The organism is Variovorax sp. RKNM96 (assembly GCF_017161115.1).
In the GTDB taxonomy this organism is placed as follows: Bacteria; Pseudomonadota; Gammaproteobacteria; order Burkholderiales; family Burkholderiaceae_C; genus Variovorax.
In genome coordinates this window covers 1,918,787-1,939,755 of sequence record NZ_CP046508.1, presented here as the reverse complement: position 1 = coordinate 1,939,755, position 20,969 = coordinate 1,918,787, and the positions used below count along the sequence as shown (strand labels likewise).

Below are 20,969 nucleotides of genomic sequence, written 5' to 3'. Positions count from 1 at the left end.
ACACACCATGACGGCGCCACTTCCTTCCCATGCACAGGTCGTCATCGCGGGTGGCGGCATCGCCGGCTGCAGCGCGGCCTACCACCTCACCAAGCTCGGCTGCACCGACGTGATCGTGCTCGAGCAGGGCCAGCTCACCTGCGGCACGACCTGGCATGCGGCTGGGCTCGTCGGCCAGCTGCGCGCGAACCGCAGCATGACGAAGATGAGTCGCTACGGCATCGACCTGTATGCATCGCTCGAAGCCGAGACCGGTCTGGCCACCGGCTGGAAGCAGTGCGGCAGCATCACCGTGGCGCGCACGCCCGAGCGCATGACGCTGCTCAAGCGCACCATCGCCACCGCGCGCAGCTTCGGCATCGAGGCCGAATTCATCACGCCCGCCGAAGCGAAGGAGCTCTGGCCGCTGATGCGCATCGACGACCTCGTGGGCGCCGTCTGGCTGCCCGGTGACGGCAAGGCCAATCCCACCGACCTCACGCAGTCGCTGGCCAAGGGCGCGCGCAACCGCGGCGCGAAGGTCTTCGAGGGCGTGCAGATCACCGGCACGCTCATCGAGCACGGCCGCATCGTGGGCGTGGAGACCAACCAGGGCACGGTGCGCTGCGAGAGCTTTCTCAACTGCGCGGGCCAGTGGGCGCGCGAGCTGGGCAAGATGTCGGGCGTCAACATCCCGCTGCATTCGGCCGAGCACTTCTACCTGGTCACCAAGGAGATCGAAGGCGTGCACCGCGACCTGCCGGTGCTGCGCGACCCCGACGGCTACATCTACTACAAGGAAGAAGTCGGCGGCCTCGTGATGGGCGGCTTCGAGCCCGTGGCCAAGCCCTGGGGCATGGACGGCATTCCGCCCAAGTTCGAGTTCCAGCTGCTGCCGGACGACATGGACCAGTTCCAGATCCTCCTGGACGAGGCGGTGCACCGCACGCCGGCGCTGGAGACCACCGAGATCAAGCTGTTCCTGAACGGCCCCGAGAGCTTCACGCCGGACGGCAACTTCATCCTCGGCGAAGCGCCCGAAGTGCGCGGCTATTTCGTGGCGGCCGGCTTCAACTCGGCCGGCATCGCGAACGCGGGCGGCGCGGGCAAGCTGATTGCCGAATGGATCGTCGGCGGCGCCGCGCCGGCCGACCTGCTCGACGTGGACATCCGCCGCTTCGCGCCCTTCAACAGCAACAAGCGCTGGCTCAAGGAGCGCACGGTCGAAGCGCTCGGGCTGCACTACGCGATGCGCTGGCCGCGCCACGAGCTGGAGTCAGGACGGCCGCTGCGCCGCTCGCCGCTGTACGACAAGCTCAAGGCCAAGGGCGCGGCGTTCGGCAGCAAGCTGGGCTGGGAGCGTGCGAGCTGGTTCGCGCTGCCGGGCCAGAAGGCGGAGGCCCGCTACGGCTTCGGCCGACCCGACTGGCTCGATGCCTGCATCGCCGAACAGATGGCCGTGCGGCAGGATGTGGTCGTCTTCGACCAGACCTCGTTCGGCAAGCTGATGGTGCAGGGCCGCGACGCCGAACTGCTGCTGCAGCGCCTGTGCGCCAACGACGTGGCGATACGGCCCGGCAGCATGGTCTACACCGCCTTGCTCAACGAGCGCGGCGGCTTCGAGAGCGACCTCACGGTGATGCGGCTGGAGGCCGACTGCTTCCTCATCATCACCGGCTCCGCGCAGCCGTACCGCGACATCGGCCACATCAAGCGCCACCTGCAGCCGAACGAGCATGTGACGGTGACCGACGTGACCTCGGGCTACTGCACGCTCACCGTGACCGGGCCGAAGGCGCAGCAGCTGTTGTCGCGCGTCACGCCGCAGGACCTCGGCAAGGAAGCGTTCCCGCAATCGGCCGTGATCGAGATCGACGTCGGCCACGCGCGTGCGCTCGCGGCCAAGGTCTCGTACGTCGGCGGCCCCGGATGGGAGCTGTACATCCCCACCGAGATGGCGGTGCATGTGTACGACACGCTGTTCGAAGCGGGCGCCGACCTGGGCCTGCGCGATGGCGGCTACTACACGATCGACGCCCTGCGCATCGAAGCCGGGCGCCGCGCCTTCGGCCTCGAACTGGGGCCGGACGAGAACCCGTTCGAGGCAGGCCTGGAGTTCGCGGTGCAACTGGACAAGCCGGTCGCGTTCATCGGCCAGGCCGCCCTCTCGAAGATCGCGCCGGAGCGGCTTTCCAAGCGGCTTCTGATGTTCACGCTCGATGACGAACAGGCCTTCGCCTGGGGCGGCGAGCCGATCCTGCGCAACGGCAAGGCCGTGGGCGAACTGACCTCCACCGCCTGGAGCGCGGTGCTCGGGCGGATGGTGGTGATGGGCTATGTGCGCAGCGCCGAGGCGCTGACGCGCGACGAGGCGATGCAGGGGTCTTACGAAATCGACATCGCGGGCCAGCGATTCGCTGCGACGGCGCAGGCGCGGCCGCCCTATCCATCACTTGTGAAGGCCGCGCTCGAACAGCGCCGCTAGCCGGGGCACGACTGCCCCTAGAGGCCCCTACAGCGCGCAGGTCCGGAAGCCGAAGAAACCGTCGTCGCGCCCGGGCAGCGCAAAGCCCCGGCGGCGCGGCGAACGCAGCCGCGCGCGTGTCGCGAACGATGCACCGCGCAGCACGCGCGCCTGGCCGAACGCAGCCACCGGATCGAACTCGCCGCCCGCGCTCCACGGGTCGGCCCGGAACCCGGGCCACGGCTGCAGCGTGCCCGCGGTCCACTCGTGCACGTCGGCCCAGCGGAAGCCGCGCCGCGCTGCCGTGTGCGCCGCGATCTCCCACTCGACCTCGGTCGCAATACGGCGCCCCGCCCAGCGCGCCCAGGCGTCAGCCTCCCACCAGCTCAGGTGCACGGCACTGTGGTGTCCCGCCGCGCGCACGGTGACGCCGAAGCGGTGCTGCAGCACCGAGCCGCCGGTGCCGTTGCGCGCCGCGCCGATCTGCTCGACATGGCGTGGCCCGCGCCGTCCCTCGACCTGCGCGGCCAGCCAGCGCCAGCCGTCAGGGTGCCACAGCTCCTCGCGGTCGTAGCCGCCGTCGTCGACGAATTCGATGTACTGGTTCCAGGTGACGGGTTGCGCGTCGATCTCGAACTCGGGCACGTCGACCCGGTGCACGGCGCGCTCCTGCGCGAAGGCGAAGCCGCTCTCGGACAGTCCCAGCTCCCAGCGCGTGGCGGGCACCAGCAGCGGCTCGCGCGTGACGGCGATGGGCGCCTGCTCGATGCCCAGGGGCAGCCCGAGCGTCTGCGCCATCACCACGAACTGCTCGCCGCGCAGGTCTTCGTGGAACAGCGCGAGGCGGTAGAAGTAGAGGCCCGCATCGGTCTCGGCCGCGTGCTCGAGCAGCTCGAGCGTGCTCTCCAGCGTTTCGAGCAGGTAGGCCTTGGTCTGGCCGAGGTAAGGCAGGTCGGCCGACCAGCGGCGGCCGGGCGAACTCTGCGCCGGGTTCCACCAGTCGTCGGCGCTGGGTTCGATGGCCGCGAGACGCGTGGGCCGCACCGGGCAGTCGATGCCGAAGGCACGCTGGGTGTTGCGGCCGATCCACCATTCGGCGAACCAGCCGATGTGCCCGGCCAGCCACACCGGGGGCACCACGCCCTCGTCCTCGGGCACGGGCGGCACGGCGAGGGCCTCGGAGCCCAGCGCCTCTTCATACAGGGTCAGCAGGTGGAGCGTGTGGTTGCGCGCGTCGATCAGGGCCAGCGAGAGCAGGTCGCGGCCAGCGCGGCACATGTCGGGCGAATCGATGGAATGCGGCAGGTTCGCCGCGCCGAAGGGCGCCGAGGGCGACGGACTCGAAGACATGGGCAATTATGGCGACGCCCCGGCGGACTCGCGAGACCCGGCTTTGGGGTAAACCCGGGTTCGAGCCAAAGCAATACGAAGGTTCGCCGGGATACCATTGCGGGCTTTGCGCAGCCCCCACCAGGGGCCGGCGTTTCACCTTGGGCTTCGCGGGAGACACCCCCTTGTCTGCATTCCTCAAATTCGCGACCGGCATGGACTGGATCAGCGAAAAACTCGGCAAGTTCGCCGGCTATGCCGTGCTGGCCGCCTCGCTCATTTCTGCGGCCAATGCCATCGTCCGGTACGGCCTGGACTTCAGCAACAACGCCTTCCTCGAGATCCAGTGGTACCTGTTCGCCGCCACGGTGATGCTGGGCGCCCCGGTGGTGCTTCGCTTCAACGAGCATGTGCGCGTGGACATCATCTACGGCAAGCTCAAGGGCTACGGGCCGGTGTATGTCGACCTGTTCGGCCTCATCTTCTTCCTGCTGCCGGTGATGGGTCTCTTCACCTACCTCACCTGGCCGTATTTCTGGAACACCTGGGTCACCGGCGAGATGTCCGGCAACATCGGCGGCCTCATCCGCTGGCCCGCCGCGTTGCTGATGCCCGTGGGCTTCGCCGCGATGTTCCTGCAGGGCGTCTCGGAAATCATCAAGCGCATTGCCTACCTGCGCGGACTGATCCAGATGGACACGCACTACGAGAAGCCGGTGCAGTGATGGGCGCCCTTCGCGCTCCCTCACCCCACCCCGCCCCCTCCCGCACGCACCGCAGGTAAGTCGCAATGCACATGGAAAATTTCGCCCCGATCATGTTCGCGGGGCTCGTGGTGATCATGCTGATCGGTTTTCCGGTCGCGTTCTCGCTCTCTGCCCTCGGCCTCCTGTCGGGCTTCGTCGCCATCGAGATGGGCTGGTTCCCCGCCGGCTTCATGGCCAACCTGCCGCTGAACGTCTTCGGCATCCTGTCGAACGAGACGCTGCTTGCCATTCCGTTCTTCACGCTCATGGGCGCCGTGCTGGAGAAGTGCGGGCTCGCCGAGGACATGCTCGACTCGATGGGCCAGCTCTTCGGCCCGATCCGCGGGGGCCTGGGCTACTCGGTGATCATCGTGGGCTTCATCCTCGGCGCCATCACCGGCACGGTGGCCGGCCAGGTGATCGCGATGGCGATGATCTCGCTGCCGATCATGATGCGCTACGGCTACAACATGCGCTACTCGACCGGCGTGCTCGCCGCCTCGGGAACCATCACGCAGCTGGTGCCGCCTTCGCTGGTGCTCATCGTCATGGCCGACCAGCTCGGCACCGACGTGGGCCAGATGTACAAGGGCGCCTGGGGCCCGTCGATCCTGCAGGTGGTGATCTTCGCGATCTACACCTTCCTGGTCTCGCGCATCCGCCCGCACTACGTGCCGGGCCTGCCCGTGAGCGCACGCACGCTGCACGGCTGGGCGCTGTGGGGCAAGTGCCTGCGCGGCATCATCCCCTCGGCCATCCTGATCTTCGCGGTGCTCGGCTCGATGGGCGGCCTGCCCTTCATGGACCGCGCCATCGCCACGCCGACGGAAGCCGGCGCCATGGGCGCGGTCGGTGCGCTGATCCTCGCGCTCATCCATCGCCGCCTGAACTGGCAGCTGATGAAGGACGCCATGGAAGGCACCATGCGCCTGACGGCCATGGTGGTGTTCATCCTGATCGGCTCGCGCGTGTTCTCGCTGGTGTTCCAGGGCGTGGACGGCGCCAAGTGGATCGAGCACATGCTCTCGGGCCTGCCGGGCGGCCAGGTCGGCTTCCTGATCGCGGTGAACATCTTCGTGTTCTTCCTCGCGTTCTTCCTCGACTTCTTCGAGATCGCCTTCATCATCCTGCCGCTCCTGGGCCCCGTGGCGCACAAGCTCGGCATCGACATGGTGTGGTTCGGCGTGCTGCTGTGCGTGAACATGCAGACCTCGTTCATGCATCCGCCCTTCGGCTTCGCGCTGTTCTATTTACGGGGCATTGCCGACACCCTCTTCAAGAACGGGGCGTTACCCCGAAAGGTGGAGTCGCGCGACATCTACCTGGGCGCCGTGCCATGGGTGGCGATGCAGCTGCTGCTGGTGGCCATCGTGATCTTCTTCCCGCAGACCGTCACCGTGTTCCTCGACAAGGAAAAGGTCGTGGACATCGACAAGGTCAACCTCGACATGCCGGTGGATGCCGAGCCGCCGCCCGCGCCCGACAGCAACGGCGTGAACATGGAAGACCCGTTCGGCAACGAGAAGAAGTCCGAAGAAACGCCTGCACCGGCGCAGGAAACGCCGCCGGCCTCTGGCGACGCCCCCAAGCAGTGACCGGCGAAAGCGACGGCAGCAACGCCAGCCCGCTCGAGAGCGCCGCCTTCCCGCCGCTGCTGCGCACGCTGGCGGTGGTGCTCGTGGTGGACCTCTTCGCGTTCGCGCTCTGGAGCCTGCCTTCGCTGCGCACCACCAGCTGGTCGGCCACCAGCCTCTTCGTGTTCGGCGTGGCGGGCCTGTGCGTAGCGTGGGTCGGCTACTGGATCGTCTACAGCCGCACGCGCCTGGAAGGCGACGTGCTCGTGCAGACCTGGCTCTGGGACAAGCGCGTGCGCGCGGAAGACGTGGCGCAGCTCAAGCTGGTGCACATCCGCATGCTCGAACGCGTGATCGCGCCGCGGCTGCTGGTGCGCCGGCGCTTCGGCGGCATCACCTGGTTCCATGCCTACGACCCGCAGGTGCTGGTGGCGTTCGGGCAGCAGGTGGCGCAGCGTGCCGTGCCCTCGGCACCGGCGCCCGAAGCAGGCACGCAGTGAACGGCACCGTGCACTGAGTCAGGTTGGCGGACTTCGATGCGGCGAAGATATGCCGCATGAGCCGCACGTCCTTTTCCTTCCTCAACCGCGCACACGCCATCGCTGCTGCGCTGGGCCTCGCAGTGTTGACAACAGGCGCCGTCGCCGCGCCTGCCGACTGTACGGCGTCGGCCGCCCCCGATTGCTACCGCGCCTTCGAGCCGCCGCAATCCGGCGGCACCCTGCACTACTACGCATCGCTCGCCCCTGACGCAGCGCCATCGGCCAACGGCCCCACGCAGGCTCTCATCGCCATGCACGGCCATCCGCGCGATGCCAACAGGACCTTCAATGCAGCGCTGCTGGCCGTTCGCAAGGCCGGCGCGCTCGACCGCACGCTGGTCGTCGCGCCCCTGTTCCAGGTCGCGGCCGACAAGGCCGGCAAGTGCAGCACCGATGGCGTGCCGGCGCCGCAAGACGGCGACCTGCTGTGGACCTGCGGCTCCTGGCTCGAAGGCGGCCGCGCTTCCAACGGCAGCGGCATCTCTTCGTTCGCGGCCATGGATGCGGTCGTGGCCGAACTGGTCCGGCGCTGGCCCAGTCTTCGCACGGTCACCGTCGCGGGCTTCTCGGCCGGCGCGCAGATGGTGCAGCACTACATCGGCTTCGCGGCCGACGCACCCGCCCCATCGGTCTCGCTGCGCTATGTGGTCTCGGACCCGGGCACCTGGCTCTACTTCGATGCGTTCCGTCCGCAGCAGGCGGGTGTCGATGGCGGCGCCTGCCCCACGGTGAATCGCTGGAAGTACGGCACCGAGGGCCTCCCTTCGCACCTGGGCCGCAGTGCCGCCGAAGCCCGCCAGCGCTACGCCGCCGCCGACATCCACTACCTCCAGGGCGAGCTCGACACCGGCGAGGGCAAGGGCACGGCCTACCGGGTGCTCGACAAGTCCTGCGCAGCCGCCGCGCAAGGCCCCTACCGGCTGCAGCGCGGCCTGGCCTACGCGCAGTACGACCGCACGATGCTCGCGCCGGACAAGCGCCGCGAGGTCACCGTGGTGCCGGGCTGCGCGCACGACGTGGCCTGCGTGTTTCCCTCCGAGACCGCGCGCGCCGCATTGCTGGGCACGCCGCGCAAATGAAAAAAGCCCCGCCGTTTCCGGCGGGGCTTTTTGTAGGGAGCGAAGCGTTCGTCGCCGCAGCGCTTACAGCTTCTGCTGTTGCATGAAGCGGTCGAACGTGCCTTCGGTGTAGCGGAACCAGGCGTTCTGGTCGGCCAGGAATTTCGACCAATCGCCGTAGATCTTCTTCCACTCGGGGTTGCTGTTGTTCAGGTCCGAGTAGATCTGCTGGGCCGACTTGAACGCGGCGTTCATCACGTCCTGCGAGAACGGACGCAGCTTGGTGCCCGAGCCCACGAGCTGCTTGAGCGCGATGGGGTTCTTGGCGTCGTACTTGGCGGTCATCGTGATGTTGGCGTGCGCTGCAGCCGCTTCGACGATGGCCTTGTAGTCGGCCGAAAGGCCTTCCCATGCCTTGGTGTTGATGTAGAAGTCCAGCTCGGGGCCGCCTTCCCACCAGCCGGGGTAGTAGTAGAACGGCGCGATCTTGTTGAAGCCCAGCTTCTGGTCGTCATACGGGCCGACCCATTCGAGGCCGTCCAGCGTGCCCTTTTCAAGCGCCGGGTACAGGTCGGCACCGGGGATCGATTGCGGGATCACGCCGAAGGGTTCGAGCACCTTGCCCGCGAACGGGTTGGTGCGGAACTTCAGGCCCTTCAGGTCGGCGACCGACTTGATTTCCTTGCGGAACCAGCCGCCCATCTGCGCGCCCGTGTTGCCGCCCGGCAGGTTGATGATGTTGTACTTGGCGTAGAACGCGCGCATCAGCTTCAGGCCGTTGCCTTCGTACATCCATGCGTTCTGCTGGCGGGTGTTCATGCCGAAGGGCACTGCGCAACCCAGGCAGAAGGTCGGGTCCTTGCCGTAGAAGTAGTAAGGCGCCGTGTGGGCCATTTCGACCGATGCGTTCTGCACGCCATCGACCACGCCGAAGGCGGGCATCAGTTCGCCGCCTGCATGAACGGAAATCTGGAACTTGCCGCCGGTCATGTCGCTGACGCTCTTGGCGAACACCTCGGCCGTGCCGAAGATGGTGTCCAGCGACTTGGGGAAGCTCGACGCCAGGCGCCAGCGAACGGTGGCCTGCGCGTGGACCGCGGGCGCAATGCCGGCGGCCAGAACGCCGGCGATGCCAGCGTTTTTGATGAGGGAACGACGATCCATTGATTCACTCCGGGTTCTTTGAAAAAAACGAAACGCGGCTTGTGACCGCGTTGGGGACTTTTGTATAAGTCTTCTTGATTGTAAAAACCGCCTTACAGGCGTCCGGCGGGGGTTTACCCTGCGACGGCGCCGAAGCGTTGCGTGATCGATGACGCAATGCCCGCCGCATCGAGTCCGATCGATGCGAGCAGCTTGGCCGGATCGCCGTGTTCGATGAAGCGGTCGGGCAGGCCCAGTTGCAGCACCGGCTTCTGCACGTTGGCCGCCTGCAATGCCTCGAGCACCGCACTGCCCGCGCCGCCCATGGTGGCGCCCTCTTCGAGCGTGACGATGGCATCGTGCGTGCCCGCCACCTTCAGCAGCAGTTCGACGTCCAGCGGCTTGGCCCAGCGCATGTTGACCACCGTGGCATCGAGCGATTCGGCCGCGGTGAGCGCCGGGTACAGCAGCGAGCCGAACGCGAGGATCGCGATGCGCTTGCCTTCGCGGCGCACTTCGCCCTTGCCGAACGGCAGTGCGTCGAGCGTGAGGTGCGGCGCAACGCCGGCACCCGCGCCGCGCGGATAGCGCAAGGCCACCGGGTGGTTCTGCTCGTAGGCGCTCGTGAGCAACTGGCGCAGCTCGCGTTCGTCCGCGGGGCAGGCGATGCTCATGTTGGGAATGCAGCGCAGGAACGGGATGTCGTAGGCGCCCGCGTGCGTGGCGCCATCGGCGCCCACGAGGCCTGCGCGATCGAGCGCGAACACCACCGGCAGGTTCTGGATCGCCACGTCGTGGATCAGTTGGTCGTAGGCGCGCTGCAGGAAGGTCGAGTAGATCGCGACCACCGGCTTGAGCCCTTCGCAAGCCAAGCCGGCCGCGAAGGTCACGGCGTGCTGTTCGGCGATGCCGACGTCGTAGTAGCGATCGGGGAAGCGCTGCTCGAACTCCACGAGCCCCGAGCCTTCGCGCATCGCGGGCGTGATGCCCACCAGGCGACCGTCGTGCGCGGCCGTGTCGCACAGCCACTGGCCGAACACCTGCGTGAAGGTCTGCTTGGCCACCGCGGCGGACTTGACGAGGCCGACTTGCGGATCGAACTTGCCCGGCCCGTGGTAGGCCACCGGATCGGCTTCGGCCAGCTTGTAGCCCTGCCCCTTCTTCGTGACCACGTGCAGGAACTGCGGGCCGCTCAGGTGCTTCAGGTTCTCCAGCGTCGGCACCAGCGAATCGAGATCGTGGCCGTCGATGGGGCCCACATAGTTGAAGCCGAACTGCTCGAACAGCGTGGCCGGCACCACCATGCCCTTGGCATGCTGCTCGAAGCGCTTGGCCAGCTCGAACAAGGGGGGCGCGGCGCGCAGCACGCTCTTGCCCACGTTCTTGGCGGCGGCGTAGAAGTTGCCGCTCATCAGCTGCGCGAGGTAGCGGTTGAGCGCGCCCACCGGCGGGCTGATCGACATGTCGTTGTCGTTCAGGATCACCAGCAGCTTGCAGTCGCACACGCCCGCGTTGTTGAGCGCCTCGAAGGCCATGCCGGCCGTCAATGCGCCGTCGCCGATGATGGCCACGGTGTAGCGGTCTTCGCCCTTCTGCTTGGCGGCCATCGCCATGCCGAGCGCGGCCGAGATGCTGGTGGACGAGTGCGCGGTGCCGAAGGTGTCGTACTCGCTCTCGCTCCTCTGCGGAAAGCCCGAGATGCCGCCGATCTGCCTGAGCGTGGGCATGCGCTCGCGCCGGCCGGTGAGGATCTTGTGCGGATAGGTCTGGTGACCCACGTCCCACACCAGGCGGTCGTGCGGCGTGTTGAACACATGGTGCAGCGCGACCGTGAGCTCGACCGTGCCGAGGTTGGAACTCAGGTGGCCGCCGGTGCGCGAGACGTTGTCGAGCACGCAGGCGCGCACCTCGTCGGACAGTTGTCGCAGCTGTGCGCGGTCGTACTGGCGGATCGGTGAAGGGTCGTGGAGAGTAGGAAGCAGCGGAGCCATGTGGGATTTGTTCTTTTCTCAGCGGTCGCGGTCGACCACCATATGGGCCAGCGCGCGCAAAGCGGCGGTGTCGGCCAGGCCACTGCGCGCCAGGGCGGCGAGCGCATCGGCCAGCAGTTGCCGGGCCTGCGCACGCGCGCCGTCGAGGCCGAGCAGCGACACGTAGGTGGGCTTGTCGGCGGCGGCATCCTTGCCGGCGGTCTTGCCCAGGGTTTGGGAATCGGCGGTGACGTCGAGGATGTCGTCCACCACCTGGAATGCGAGGCCGATGGCGGCGCCGTAGTCGCGCAGCGCCTTCAGTGCGGCGTCGGACACGTTGCCGCAAGCGGCGCCCATCTCGACGCTGCCCTGCAGCAGCGCGCCGGTCTTGAGACGATGCATCTCGCGCAGCTGCGTTTCATTGAGCGCGATGCCGACGCTGGCCAGGTCGATGGCCTGGCCGCCCGCCATGCCCTGGCTGCCGGCGGCGCGCGCAAGCAGGCGGCACAGCGTGGCCTGCGTGGCCGGGGGAACCTCGTCCCCCTCGGGCGCCAGCAGTTCGAAAGCCAGGGCCTGCAGCGCATCGCCCGCGAGCAACGCGTCGGCCTCGCCGAACTTCACATGCACCGTGGGCTTGCCGCGGCGCAGCACGTCGTTGTCCATGCAGGGCAGGTCGTCGTGCACCAGCGAATAGGCGTGGATCAGCTCGGCGGCGCAGGCCGCGCGCAGCGCCGCGGCCTCATTGCCGCCGACCGCCTCGCTGGCCGCGAGCACCAAGAGCGGCCGCAGCCGCTTGCCGCCGTCGAGCACCGCATAGCGCATTGCGTCACCCAGCAGCACCGGCGCATCGACGCCGACCCAGCGCGACAGCGCCGCTTCGACGTTCGCCAGGTGAGGCCCGCTCCAATCGGCGAGCCGGGCCATCGTCCAATCGGTCATCGTGGCCGCGCTCATTCGGCCGTCCAGACCTTGAGGCTGCCTGCGTCGAGCACCTTGATCTGGTCTTCGACCGCCTGCAGCTTGTCGCGGCAGAACGCAAGCAATGCGGCGCCCCGCTGGTAGCTGCCCAGGAGCTGGTCGAGCGGCAACTGGCCCGATTCGAGTTCTGCAACCAGTTGTTCCAGTTCCTGAAGCCCCGCTTCGTAACTGACGGGCAACGGCCCCGTATCGGGCGTGGCCGCCGGGCTGGAAGAGGAAGGGGAAGGCACCTTGGGCATGCAACGGAACGTGGGTGAAACGGCGCATTTTAGGACGGGGGGCAAAACGGGGCCCCCCGGGTACAATGCGAACTCTTCTTGTTGGCAAACCAACACACTTCTCGGGTCGTCGCACTTCCAGACGGCGCCTTCCGTTATTTCCTTTTTTTCTCCCTGTGGGGAGCTTGGTCAGGTCCTCCATGTCTGATTTAAGTCTTCAACTGCAGCAGGCCGCGAGCCAACTTCCAGTTTCCGCGTATTTCGACGAGGCCCTGTACGCCCGCGAAATGCAAAACCTTTTCTCGCGAGGGCCCCGCTATGTCGGCCATCGCCTCTCCGTGCCCGAAATGGGCAACTTCCACACCCTGCCGCAGGAGCACCAGGGCCGCGCGCTGGTCCACACCCCCAAGGGCGTGGAGCTGATCTCCAACGTGTGCCGCCACCGCCAGGCGCTCATCCTGCAGGGCCGCGGCCAGCTGGACAACCAGGCCGGCGGCAACATCGTCTGCCCGCTGCACCGCTGGACCTACGCCGCGAGCGATGCGCGCACCACCGGCACGCTGATCGGCGCGCCGCATTTCGAGCAGGACCCGTGCCTCAACCTGCACAACTACCCGCTCACCGAATGGAACGGCCTCCTGTTCGAGAAGAACGCGGACGGCACCGGCCGTGACGTGGCCGCCGACATGCGCGGCCTGGGCCCGCAGGCGGACCTCGACTTCTCGGGCTACGCGCTCGACCGCGTCGAACTGCACGAGTGCAACTACAACTGGAAGACCTTCATCGAGGTCTATCTCGAGGACTACCACGTCGGCCCGTTCCATCCGGGCCTCGGCAGCTTCGTCACCTGTGACGACCTGCGCTGGGAGTTCAACCAGAACTATTCGGTGCAGACGGTCGGCGTGGCCAACCGCCTCGGCCGCGCAGGCAGCCCGGTCTACCAGAAGTGGCAGGAGCAGCTCCTCAAGTACCGCGACGGCAAGCCGCCGAAGTACGGCGCCATCTGGCTTACCTACTACCCGCACGTGATGGTCGAGTGGTATCCGCATGTGCTGACCGTGTCGACGCTGCACCCGGTGAGCCCGACCAGGACGCTCAACATGGTCGAGTTCTTCTATCCCGAGGAAATCGTCGCCTTCGAGCGCGAATTCGTCGAAGCCCAGCAGGCCGCCTACATGGAGACCTGCGTGGAAGACGACGAGATCGCCGAGCGCATGGACGCCGGCCGCCGCGCGCTGATGCTGCGCGGCGACAACGAGACCGGCCCGTACCAGAGCCCGATGGAAGACGGCATGCAGCAGTTCCACGAGTGGTACAAGGCCGCGATGCAGCAACCCGCGTGACATCGGCCTCGCCCTGGGCCCTCCGGGGCATTCTTTTCCCTTACACGAAGTAGAGACGATGCAAGCGCTCTGGATGGTGCTCGGCGCCTTTTTGTTCGCCACGATGAGCGTGGTGGTGAAAGTGGCCTCGCAGTGGTTCAACAGCGGCGAGATGGTGCTGGGCCGCGGCCTCATCGGCATCGTCTTTCTCTGGCTGCTGTCACGCAAGCTCGGCGTCTCGCTCGCCACCAGGTACCCCGGCATGCACGCCTGGCGCAGCACCATCGGCGTGATCTCGCTGGGCGCATGGTTCTACGCCATCGCCCACATGCCGCTGGCCACCGCCGTCACGCTCAACTACATGAGCAGCGTGTGGGTCGCGGCCTTCCTCATCGGCGGTGCGCTGCTCGCGTGGGTGCCGGTGCCCGGGCGCGACGGCCGCGTGGCACGCCCGCCGCTGCAGGGCGCGCTCGCGATGACCGTGCTCGCGGGCTTCATCGGCGTGGTGCTGATGCTCAAGCCCACGGTCAGCGGCAACGAAGGCTTCGCGGGCATGCTGGGCCTGCTGTCGGGCCTGACGGCCGCCTTCGCCTACATGCAGGTGGTGGCGCTGTCGCGTATCGGCGAGCCCGAGTTGCGCACGGTGTTCTATTTCGCGGTCGGCTCGGCCGTGGCCGGTGCCTTCGCCACGGCGGCCACCGGGTTTTCGGGCGGCAGCTCGTGGACGTGGCAGCATGCGCTGTGGCTGCTGCCCATCGGCCTGCTTGCCGCCCTCGGGCAGCTCTGCATGACACGCGCCTACGCCACGGCCAAGACGGAAGCCGGCACCCTCGTGGTGGCCAACCTGCAGTACTCGGGCATCATCTTCGCGGCGTTCTACAGCGTGGTGGTGTTCGACGACCGCATCGATGCCCTCGGATGGGCGGGCATGGCGCTCATCGTCGTGAGCGGCATCGCGGCCACCGTGCTGCGCCAGCGGGCGGTGCCCAAGGCGCCGGCCGAAGAACACTAGGGCCTGTTCACACTATGCAAGGGGTCGCGAAGCTCGCCACAGCCCGCCCATCAAGGCGCGTGACGCCGTGCGTGCGTCCGCACGCACAAGGAACGCAACGCCGAGGGGCGGGCTGTGGCGAGCTTCCCTCCGGGTTGCTTCGCAAAGGGGCTGTTTGCGGCGTTGCCCGCGCTTGCAAGGCGCGAGCCTTGCTGCGCACGGGCGCCTTGCACCCAGCCCCTTTGCGAAGCAACGCGACCCCTTGCATAGTGCGAACAGGCCCTAGCCTCTCATCGAAGGAGAACACGCCATGTACACCACCCTCGTCAGCGTCGAACAACTCCAGCAACTGCAGAACAGCGACACGCCCCACATGGTGTTCGACTGCAGCTTCGAGCTCATGAAACCCGAGGCCGGGCCACAGCTCTACGCCGCGGCCCACATTCCCGGCGCGCTGTACGCCAACCTCGACACCGACCTGAGCGCCAAGCACGGCCTCCCGGGCGCCCACGGCGACGTGGTGGTGGCCCAGGAAGACGGCGTGCCGGCCTCGGGCGGCCGTCATCCGCTGCCCAGCCGCGAGAAGTTCGCGGCGTGGCTCTCGAGCGTCGGCTTTTCCAACGACATGCAGGCCGTGGTGTACGACCGCAACGGCGCCAACTACTGCGGGCGCCTGTGGTGGATGCTCAAGTGGATGGGCCACGACGCCGTGGCCGTGCTCGACGGCGGCCTGCAGGCGTGGCAGGCCGCAGGCGGCGCGGTGACCGACCGCGAGGAGCCCGCGCGCTTCCAGTCGAATTTCGTACAGGGCGAGCCGCTTGCAAAGCTTGTGACTACCGACACCGTGTTGCATCGGCTCGGCCAGGCTGACCAGCAGCTGATCGACGCACGGGCCGGCGCACGATATCGCGGCGAGGTGGAACCTCTGGACCCGATTGCCGGTCACATCCCCGGGGCCCTGAACCGGCCCTTCGCCGACAACCTCGGCCCCGACGGCAAGTTCAAGCCGGCATCGCAATTGCGTGCCGAGTTCGAAGCGCTGCTCGCGGGACGCGACGCGGCGACAGTCGTCCACCAATGCGGCAGCGGCGTGAGCGCGGTGCCCAACCTGCTTGCGATGCAGATCGCCGGGCTCGGGACGACCGCGCTCTATGCCGGCAGCTGGAGCGAATGGAGCAACACGCCGGGGCTGCCGACCCGGCAAGGCGCAGAACCATGAAACACATCCGACTCCGACGCATCTCCGGTCTCGCAATCGCCGCAGCAGTATTCGCTGCAGCCCCGTTCCTCTCCGCGCAAGCCCAGCAGCAGCACGCCCACGTGCACGGCCAGATGAAGCTGGACGTGGCCATCGACGGCCCCACGGTGGTGATCGACATGGAATCCCCGCTCGACAACATCGTCGGCTTCGAACGCGCCCCGAAGACCGATGCCGAGAAAAAGACCGTGGCCGACGCCGTCGCCCAGTTGCGCGCGGCCGACAAGCTCTTTGCCATCGACCCCGCCGCCAACTGCAAGCTCGGCCCGGTCGACCTGCGCTCCGGCGCGCTGGGCCTCGGCAACCCCGACCCGAGCGAGCCCGTGGGCCACGCCGACCTGGACGCCACCTTCTCCTTCAACTGCACCAATGCGGCCGCCGCGAAGTTCATCGACCTGAACCTGTTCAGCGCCTTCAAGGGCCTGCGCCAGATCGATTCGCAGATCGCTTCGTCGCAAGGTCAGTTCAAGCGCCAGATCAAGCGCCCCACCGGCGCGCAAGCGGCCCAGCCCGCCCGTCTGAGCTGGGGCAAGTAACACTGTGAGCACCGCTTCGCAGGCCGACTCGACGCCCTTGCGCGTCGTGCTCGCGGCCGAGTCTCTGCGCTTCGCATGGCCTGGCGTGAAGGCGCCTTGCATCGACATCGAGGCCTTCCGCATCACCGCCGGCGAATCGGTGTTCCTGCACGGCCCGAGCGGCTGCGGCAAGAGCACCTTGCTGTCGCTGCTGGCCGGCGTGCTGGTGGCCAACGAAGGCCGCGTCATGCTGCTGGGGCACGACTGGTCGCAGCTCTCGGGCGCCGCGCGCGACCGCAGCCGCGTGGCCCACGTGGGCTACATCTTCCAGCAGTTCAACCTGCTGCCCTACCTGAGCGTGCTCGACAACGTGCTGCTGCCCTGCCGCTTCTCGGCCCGGCGCGAGGCGCAGGCCGCGCGCAACGGCAGCTCGCGCGAAGAAGCCGAGCACCTGCTCGACCAGATGGGCCTGGACCGCAACCTCTGGAAGCGCCAGGCGCTGCAGCTCTCCGTGGGCCAGCAGCAGCGCGTGGCCGCGGCGCGCGCGCTCATCGGCCAGCCCGAGGTGGTGATCGCCGACGAGCCCACCTCCGCGCTCGACGAAGACCGGCGCGAAGCCTTTCTCGACGTGCTGCTGACGGCCTGCGCCGTGAATCACAGCGCGCTCGTGTTCGTGAGCCATGACCAGCGCATCGCGCAGCGCTTTGCGCGGCATGTGCTGTTGCCCGAGATCAATCGCGCGGCGTCGACGGCGATGGCGGTGGACGCATGAACGCGCTCTTCTCCATCGCATGGCGCAGCGCCTGGAACCGCCGGTTCACGCTCGCGCTCACGGTGTTCTCGATCGCGCTCTCCACCTTCCTTCTGCTGGGCGTCGAACGCATCCGCACCGAGCTGCGCGAGAACTTCGCCTCGTCCGTCTCGGGCACCGACCTCATCGTCGGCGCGCGCACCGGCTCCACGCAGCTCCTGCTGTACTCAGTGTTCCGCATCGGCGCGGCCACCAACAACATCTCGTGGAAGAGCGTGCAGGCGCTGGCCGCGCACCAGGGCGTCGACTGGGTCGTGCCGCTGTCGCTGGGCGATTCGCACCGCGGCTTCGCGGTGCTGGCCACCTCGCCCGAGTACTTCACGCGCTTTCGATATGGCGACAAGCAATTGCTGAAGTTGCGCGAGGGCAAGCCCTTCAGCGAACTCTTCGACGCGGTGGTGGGCGCCGAGGTGGCCGACAAGCTCGGCTACCACGTGGGCCAGAAGATCACGCTCGCGCACGGCAGCGGTGAACTCAATGTGGCCGAGCACGCCGACAAGCCCTTCACCGTGGTCGGTGTGCTCGCGCGCACCGGCACGCCGGTCGACCGCACGGTGCACATCGGCCTGGAAGCGATGGAGGCCATCCACCTCGAATGGGTGGGCGGCGCGCCGATGCCCGGCGTGAAGATTCCCGCCGAGCAGGTGCGCAAGTTCGACCTCACGCCCAAGAACGTGACGGCCGCGCTCGTGGGCCTGAAGAACCGCGCCGCGGTGTTCGGCGTGCAGCGCTGGATTTCCACCTACAACGGCGAACCGCTGATGGCCATCCTCCCCGGCGTGGCGCTCGACGAGCTGTGGAGCGTGATCGGCATCGGCGAGAACGCGCTCCTGCTGATGTCGGCGCTGGTCGCGCTGGTGAGCCTCGCGGGCCTGGTCTCGGTGGTGATGGCGGGCCTGAACGAACGGCGCCGCGAACTGGCCGTGCTGCGCGCCGTGGGCGCGGGCCTGCGCCATGTGCTGGCGCTGCTCGCGCTCGAGGGCGCGATGGTCACCGTGCTGGGCGTGGCCTTGGGCGTGGTGATGGCGGTGCTCGGCATCGCCCTGCTGTCGCCGTGGCTGCAGTCGCAGTTCGGGCTGACATTGAGCCTCTCGGAACCTACACTCAACGAATGGCTGCTGATGGCGAGCCTGCTGGTCGCAGGTTGGCTGGCAAGCCTGCTCCCTGGCATTCGCGCCTATCGACTCTCACTGGCGGACGGCCTCTCACCGAGGATTTGAACCATGCGCATCGCAAAGAAGACTTCCACGATCACGGCTTTCAATCGGCTTTCATTGCTGCTGGCCGGCGCCGGCCTCGCAGCGATGGCATGGGCCGCCGAGCCCGCGCCCAAGGACACCACCGCGTCGAACCCGCTCGGCGGCAAGGCCGCTGCACCCGCCGTTGCCAAGGGCACGCCGGGCCAGCCGCGCCAGATCACCTGGGAAGAACTGGTGCCCAAGGACTGGGACCCGGCCAAGGACTTCAAGGGCATGGACCTGAGCGCGCTGGACGACGGCGACCCGCGCGCCAACGAGATGCTCATGAAGATGCAAGAAGTGTCGAACAACGCCCCGACCAACCCCGCGATGAACGGCGCCGAGATCAAGATCCCCGGCTTCATCGTGCCGCTCGAAGAGGCCAAGGGCGAGGTCACCGAGTTCCTGCTGGTGCCCTACTTCGGCGCCTGCATCCACACGCCGCCGCCGCCGGCCAACCAGATCCTGCACGTCATTCCGCAGAAGGGCGCCAAGTTCCGCGCCATGGACACCGTGTGGGTCACCGGCAAGCTGCAGACCCAGCGCAACGATTCGATGATGGGCGTGAGCGGCTACCACGTGAGCGCCAGCAGCGTCACCAAGTACTCGGGCGGCGCGAAGTAAGGCAACGCACGCGCGACCCGCGGCCGCCCCGTGTGGGCGATGCCTCACATGGGCAGCAGCGCGAGGACGACACAGACAGTTGCATCACCGGCGCAGAGTCGGTCATCGCAGACCGTCAGGGACCGTTGAGAGAGTCAGGCGTGACGTCGGCGCCTTGATGGAACTCCAGATGAACATCCAACGTCCCCCTCTTCCCCTGCCCCGGTTGCTCGCGGTCACGCTGTGCATCAGCGCACTCGCCATCGCCGGCTGCGACAAGGCCGCCCCGCCGAGTGCCGTCGCGCCACCGACAGCCGCTGCGGACCCGGCCATCTCGATACCTCCGCCCACGGTGCCGCAAGCCCCCGCAGCCCCCGTGCCGGTCGCCTACACGCCGCCATCGGCCGAGCAGCTCTACCAACTGGTCGCCCCCATCGCGCTCTACCCCGACAAGCTTGTCGCGCAGATCCTTGCCGGCGCCACCTATCCCGAGCAGATCACCGCCGCGCACGACTGGCTCGGGCAGAACCAGTCGCTCAAGGCCGGCCCGCTCGCCGATGCGGCCAACCAGCAGCCCTGGGACCCGAGCGTGAAGTCGCTCACCGCCTTTCGTCCCGTGCTCGACCAGCTCGCCGGCAACATCGCGTGGACCGAATCGCTCGGCAAGGCCTACTACAACGACCCGGCCGACGTGATGAACGCGATCCAGGTCATGCGGCAGCGCGCATCGAGCGCGGGCCGGCTCAAGAACAACAGCAAGCTGCGGGTCGCGAGCGCCGCGGCGCCGCGCAACTACGTGCCGGCGCCGGACATGCAGCCCGTCTACGGCGGGCCCGCCGTGATCGAGCCGCCGCAGCGGCTGATCACCATCGAGCCCGTGCAGCCCGACGTGGTGTACGTGCCGAGCTACGACCCGCAGGTGATCTACGGCGAGCCCCTGCCCGTCTACCCCGGCTATGCCTATGCGCCGCCACCGCCCGTCGAGGTCGCGCCCGGCTACAGCCGCGGCCAGGTTGCCGCGGCCGGCGCGCTGGCGTTCGGCACGGGCGTGATCGTGGGCGCGGCACTGGAGCGCCATGGCTGGGGCTGGAATTCGTGGAACATGAACTGGGGCGCACCGCGCGATCGCAGGTTTGACCGCGACCGCGTGGCGCAGCCGGCCTTTGCACGGCCCGCGGTGGTCTACAACAACAGCACCTACATCTCGCGCTCGACCACGGTGGTCAACAACAACGTGCGCAATGTCTACAACAACAACGACCGCAACGGGGGTCCGCGCGGCATGCCGCCCGGCGCATCGCCGCCCAACTTTGCGCAGCAGCAACAACAGGCACAGTTCGCGCAACAGCAGCAACAACAACAGGCGCGGCAGCAGCAGGCCGTAGCGCAACAACAGCAATTGCAGCAACAGCAAGCCCAGCAACGCGCACAGCAGCAGGCTCAACAACAACAGGCGCAACAGTTGCAGGCCCAGCAAGCCCAACAGCAACAACAGGCACGGCAGGCGCAGATCCAGCAACGGCAGCAGCAGGACCAGGTACGACGCCAGCAAGCGCAGCAGGCACAGCAACAGGCCCAGCAGCAAGCGCATGCCGCCAACCAGCTGCCGCAGCAGCAGCAACAGGCGCGACTCCAGCAGCAACAACAGCAGGAGCAGTTGCGGCGCCAGCAGACGGAACAGCAACAGCAGGCACGCGCCGCGAGCCAGCAGGCCCAGCAACAGCAGCAGCGCGCGTTGCAGGACCGGCAGCGCCAACAGCAGCAATCGCAACAGGCGCAGCAAGCCCAGCAAGATCAGTCACGGCGCCAGCAGATGCAGCAGCAACAACAGGCGCAACAGCAAGCCCAAGCCCGTGCGGCCCAGCAGCAACAGGCTCAACAGCAGCAGATACAGCGGCAGCAGGCGCAGCAGCAGCAACATCAGCAGCAGGCCCAGAACGAGGCCCGGCAGCAGCAGGAGCAGGCGCGCCGTCAGCAGCAGCAGCAGCAACAACAGCAGGCCCAGGCCGCACGCGCACAACAGCAACAGGCGATGCAACAACAGCAGCAGCAACGCCAGCAGCAGATGCAGCAACAGCAGCAAGCCCACCAGGCGCAACAGACGCAGGCGCGCCAGCAGCAACAGCAACAACAAGCCCAGCAGCACGCCGCAGCGGCTGCCGCAGCGGCCGCGGCTCACCGTCCACCGGCCCGTCCGGGCGAGCCACCACGTCAGCAGCCTTGAGGCCGG

18 protein-coding genes are annotated in these 20,969 nt (G+C 67.7%); 13 read left to right on the top strand and 5 right to left on the bottom strand.

Annotated elements, in window-relative coordinates:
* Nucleotides 1–7: 7 nt before the first annotated feature.
* Entirely contained in the window at nucleotides 8–2,464 is a 2,457-nt protein-coding gene (locus GNX71_RS08815) for an FAD-dependent oxidoreductase (RefSeq protein ID WP_206177966.1), read from the top strand.
* A 27-nt stretch (nucleotides 2,465–2,491) separates the two neighbouring features.
* Here the strand turns inward: GNX71_RS08815 and GNX71_RS08810 are convergent, their stop codons facing one another.
* Nucleotides 2,492–3,793: an SUMF1/EgtB/PvdO family nonheme iron enzyme gene (locus GNX71_RS08810; protein ID WP_206177965.1), complete on the bottom strand. Its 1,302-nt coding sequence runs from the start codon at nucleotides 3,791–3,793 to the stop codon at nucleotides 2,492–2,494.
* A gap of 164 nt (nucleotides 3,794–3,957) precedes the next feature.
* Here GNX71_RS08810 and GNX71_RS08805 point away from each other — a divergent pair, with 164 nt between their 5' ends.
* The 4 genes from GNX71_RS08805 (at nucleotide 3,958) to GNX71_RS08790 (ending at nucleotide 7,713) form a co-directional block, all read left to right on the top strand.
* Nucleotides 3,958–4,497: a TRAP transporter small permease subunit gene (locus GNX71_RS08805; protein WP_206177964.1), complete on the top strand. Its 540-nt coding sequence runs from the start codon at nucleotides 3,958–3,960 to the stop codon at nucleotides 4,495–4,497.
* Nucleotides 4,498–4,562: 65 nt separating this feature from the next.
* Nucleotides 4,563–6,113, top strand: coding sequence for a TRAP transporter large permease subunit (locus GNX71_RS08800; RefSeq protein ID WP_206177963.1), 1,551 nt, complete (start codon nucleotides 4,563–4,565; stop codon nucleotides 6,111–6,113).
* The gene (locus GNX71_RS08795) at nucleotides 6,110–6,592 is read left to right on the top strand and encodes a hypothetical protein (protein WP_206177962.1); all 483 of its coding nucleotides are present in this window, start codon (nucleotides 6,110–6,112) and stop codon (nucleotides 6,590–6,592) included. Before GNX71_RS08800 ends, GNX71_RS08795 begins: the two co-directional genes overlap by 4 nt.
* A gap of 56 nt (nucleotides 6,593–6,648) precedes the next feature.
* Entirely contained in the window at nucleotides 6,649–7,713 is a 1,065-nt protein-coding gene (locus GNX71_RS08790) for a hypothetical protein (RefSeq protein ID WP_206177961.1), read from the top strand.
* 63 nt (nucleotides 7,714–7,776) lie between these two features.
* Here the strand turns inward: GNX71_RS08790 and GNX71_RS08785 are convergent, their stop codons facing one another.
* The 4 genes from GNX71_RS08785 to xseB form a co-directional block, all read right to left on the bottom strand.
* Entirely contained in the window at nucleotides 7,777–8,856 is a 1,080-nt protein-coding gene (locus GNX71_RS08785) for a TRAP transporter substrate-binding protein (protein WP_042582434.1), read from the bottom strand.
* Between the two features lie 113 nt (nucleotides 8,857–8,969).
* Entirely contained in the window at nucleotides 8,970–10,826 is a 1,857-nt protein-coding gene (gene dxs, locus GNX71_RS08780) for a 1-deoxy-D-xylulose-5-phosphate synthase (protein WP_206177960.1), read from the bottom strand.
* An 18-nt stretch (nucleotides 10,827–10,844) separates the two neighbouring features.
* The gene (locus GNX71_RS08775; protein ID WP_206177959.1) at nucleotides 10,845–11,759 is read right to left on the bottom strand and encodes a polyprenyl synthetase family protein; all 915 of its coding nucleotides are present in this window, start codon (nucleotides 11,757–11,759) and stop codon (nucleotides 10,845–10,847) included.
* Complete coding sequence (gene xseB, locus GNX71_RS08770; protein ID WP_013540173.1) at nucleotides 11,756–12,022, bottom strand: exodeoxyribonuclease VII small subunit; 267 nt, start codon at nucleotides 12,020–12,022, stop codon at nucleotides 11,756–11,758. Before xseB ends, GNX71_RS08775 begins: the two co-directional genes overlap by 4 nt.
* A gap of 179 nt (nucleotides 12,023–12,201) precedes the next feature.
* Between xseB and GNX71_RS08765 the strand changes: the two genes are divergently transcribed.
* From GNX71_RS08765 to GNX71_RS08730, 8 genes are all read left to right on the top strand, one after another.
* Nucleotides 12,202–13,344 carry an aromatic ring-hydroxylating dioxygenase subunit alpha gene (locus GNX71_RS08765; protein ID WP_206177958.1) on the top strand — a complete coding sequence of 381 codons (1,143 nt, stop codon included), beginning with the start codon at nucleotides 12,202–12,204 and terminating at the stop codon, nucleotides 13,342–13,344.
* Nucleotides 13,345–13,402: 58 nt separating this feature from the next.
* A complete protein-coding gene (locus GNX71_RS08760) occupies nucleotides 13,403–14,335 on the top strand; it encodes a DMT family transporter (RefSeq protein WP_241027203.1) in 933 nt (310 codons plus the stop codon).
* 289 nt (nucleotides 14,336–14,624) lie between these two features.
* On the top strand, nucleotides 14,625–15,533 hold the full coding sequence (locus tag GNX71_RS08755) for a sulfurtransferase (RefSeq protein ID WP_206177957.1): 909 nt from the start codon (nucleotides 14,625–14,627) through the stop codon (nucleotides 15,531–15,533).
* Nucleotides 15,530–16,108 carry a DUF2796 domain-containing protein gene (locus GNX71_RS08750; RefSeq protein WP_206177956.1) on the top strand — a complete coding sequence of 193 codons (579 nt, stop codon included), beginning with the start codon at nucleotides 15,530–15,532 and terminating at the stop codon, nucleotides 16,106–16,108. The genes GNX71_RS08755 and GNX71_RS08750 overlap by 4 nt, the downstream gene beginning before the upstream one ends.
* A gap of 4 nt (nucleotides 16,109–16,112) precedes the next feature.
* Nucleotides 16,113–16,859: an ABC transporter ATP-binding protein gene (locus GNX71_RS08745; RefSeq protein WP_206177955.1), complete on the top strand. Its 747-nt coding sequence runs from the start codon at nucleotides 16,113–16,115 to the stop codon at nucleotides 16,857–16,859.
* On the top strand, nucleotides 16,856–18,118 hold the full coding sequence (locus tag GNX71_RS08740) for an FtsX-like permease family protein (RefSeq protein WP_206177954.1): 1,263 nt from the start codon (nucleotides 16,856–16,858) through the stop codon (nucleotides 18,116–18,118). Before GNX71_RS08745 ends, GNX71_RS08740 begins: the two co-directional genes overlap by 4 nt.
* 3 nt (nucleotides 18,119–18,121) lie before the next feature.
* A complete protein-coding gene (locus GNX71_RS08735; RefSeq protein ID WP_206177953.1) occupies nucleotides 18,122–18,760 on the top strand; it encodes a DUF3299 domain-containing protein in 639 nt (212 codons plus the stop codon).
* A gap of 169 nt (nucleotides 18,761–18,929) precedes the next feature.
* Entirely contained in the window at nucleotides 18,930–20,963 is a 2,034-nt protein-coding gene (locus tag GNX71_RS08730) for a DUF3300 domain-containing protein (protein WP_206177952.1), read from the top strand.
* The last annotated feature ends 6 nt before the right edge of the window (nucleotides 20,964–20,969 follow it).

Excerpts from the sequence above, each read along its gene's own strand:
- GNX71_RS08750 (WP_206177956.1), top strand. The coding sequence starts at position 15,530 with ATGAAACACATCCGACTCCGACGCATCTCCGGTCTCGCAATCGCCGCA.
- GNX71_RS08815 (WP_206177966.1), top strand. The coding sequence starts at position 8 with ATGACGGCGCCACTTCCTTCCCATGCACAGGTCGTCATCGCGGGTGGC.
- GNX71_RS08775 (WP_206177959.1), bottom strand. The coding sequence starts at position 11,759 with ATGAGCGCGGCCACGATGACCGATTGGACGATGGCCCGGCTCGCCGAT.
- dxs (WP_206177960.1), bottom strand. The coding sequence starts at position 10,826 with ATGGCTCCGCTGCTTCCTACTCTCCACGACCCTTCACCGATCCGCCAG.
- GNX71_RS08760 (WP_241027203.1), top strand. The coding sequence starts at position 13,403 with ATGCAAGCGCTCTGGATGGTGCTCGGCGCCTTTTTGTTCGCCACGATG.
- GNX71_RS08755 (WP_206177957.1), top strand. The coding sequence starts at position 14,625 with ATGTACACCACCCTCGTCAGCGTCGAACAACTCCAGCAACTGCAGAAC.
- xseB (WP_013540173.1), bottom strand. The coding sequence starts at position 12,022 with ATGCCCAAGGTGCCTTCCCCTTCCTCTTCCAGCCCGGCGGCCACGCCC.
- GNX71_RS08730 (WP_206177952.1), top strand. The coding sequence starts at position 18,930 with ATGAACATCCAACGTCCCCCTCTTCCCCTGCCCCGGTTGCTCGCGGTC.
- GNX71_RS08800 (WP_206177963.1), top strand. The coding sequence starts at position 4,563 with ATGCACATGGAAAATTTCGCCCCGATCATGTTCGCGGGGCTCGTGGTG.
- GNX71_RS08765 (WP_206177958.1), top strand. The coding sequence starts at position 12,202 with ATGTCTGATTTAAGTCTTCAACTGCAGCAGGCCGCGAGCCAACTTCCA.
- GNX71_RS08810 (WP_206177965.1), bottom strand. The coding sequence starts at position 3,793 with ATGTCTTCGAGTCCGTCGCCCTCGGCGCCCTTCGGCGCGGCGAACCTG.
- GNX71_RS08740 (WP_206177954.1), top strand. The coding sequence starts at position 16,856 with ATGAACGCGCTCTTCTCCATCGCATGGCGCAGCGCCTGGAACCGCCGG.
- GNX71_RS08785 (WP_042582434.1), bottom strand. The coding sequence starts at position 8,856 with ATGGATCGTCGTTCCCTCATCAAAAACGCTGGCATCGCCGGCGTTCTG.
- GNX71_RS08735 (WP_206177953.1), top strand. The coding sequence starts at position 18,122 with ATGCGCATCGCAAAGAAGACTTCCACGATCACGGCTTTCAATCGGCTT.
- GNX71_RS08790 (WP_206177961.1), top strand. The coding sequence starts at position 6,649 with ATGAGCCGCACGTCCTTTTCCTTCCTCAACCGCGCACACGCCATCGCT.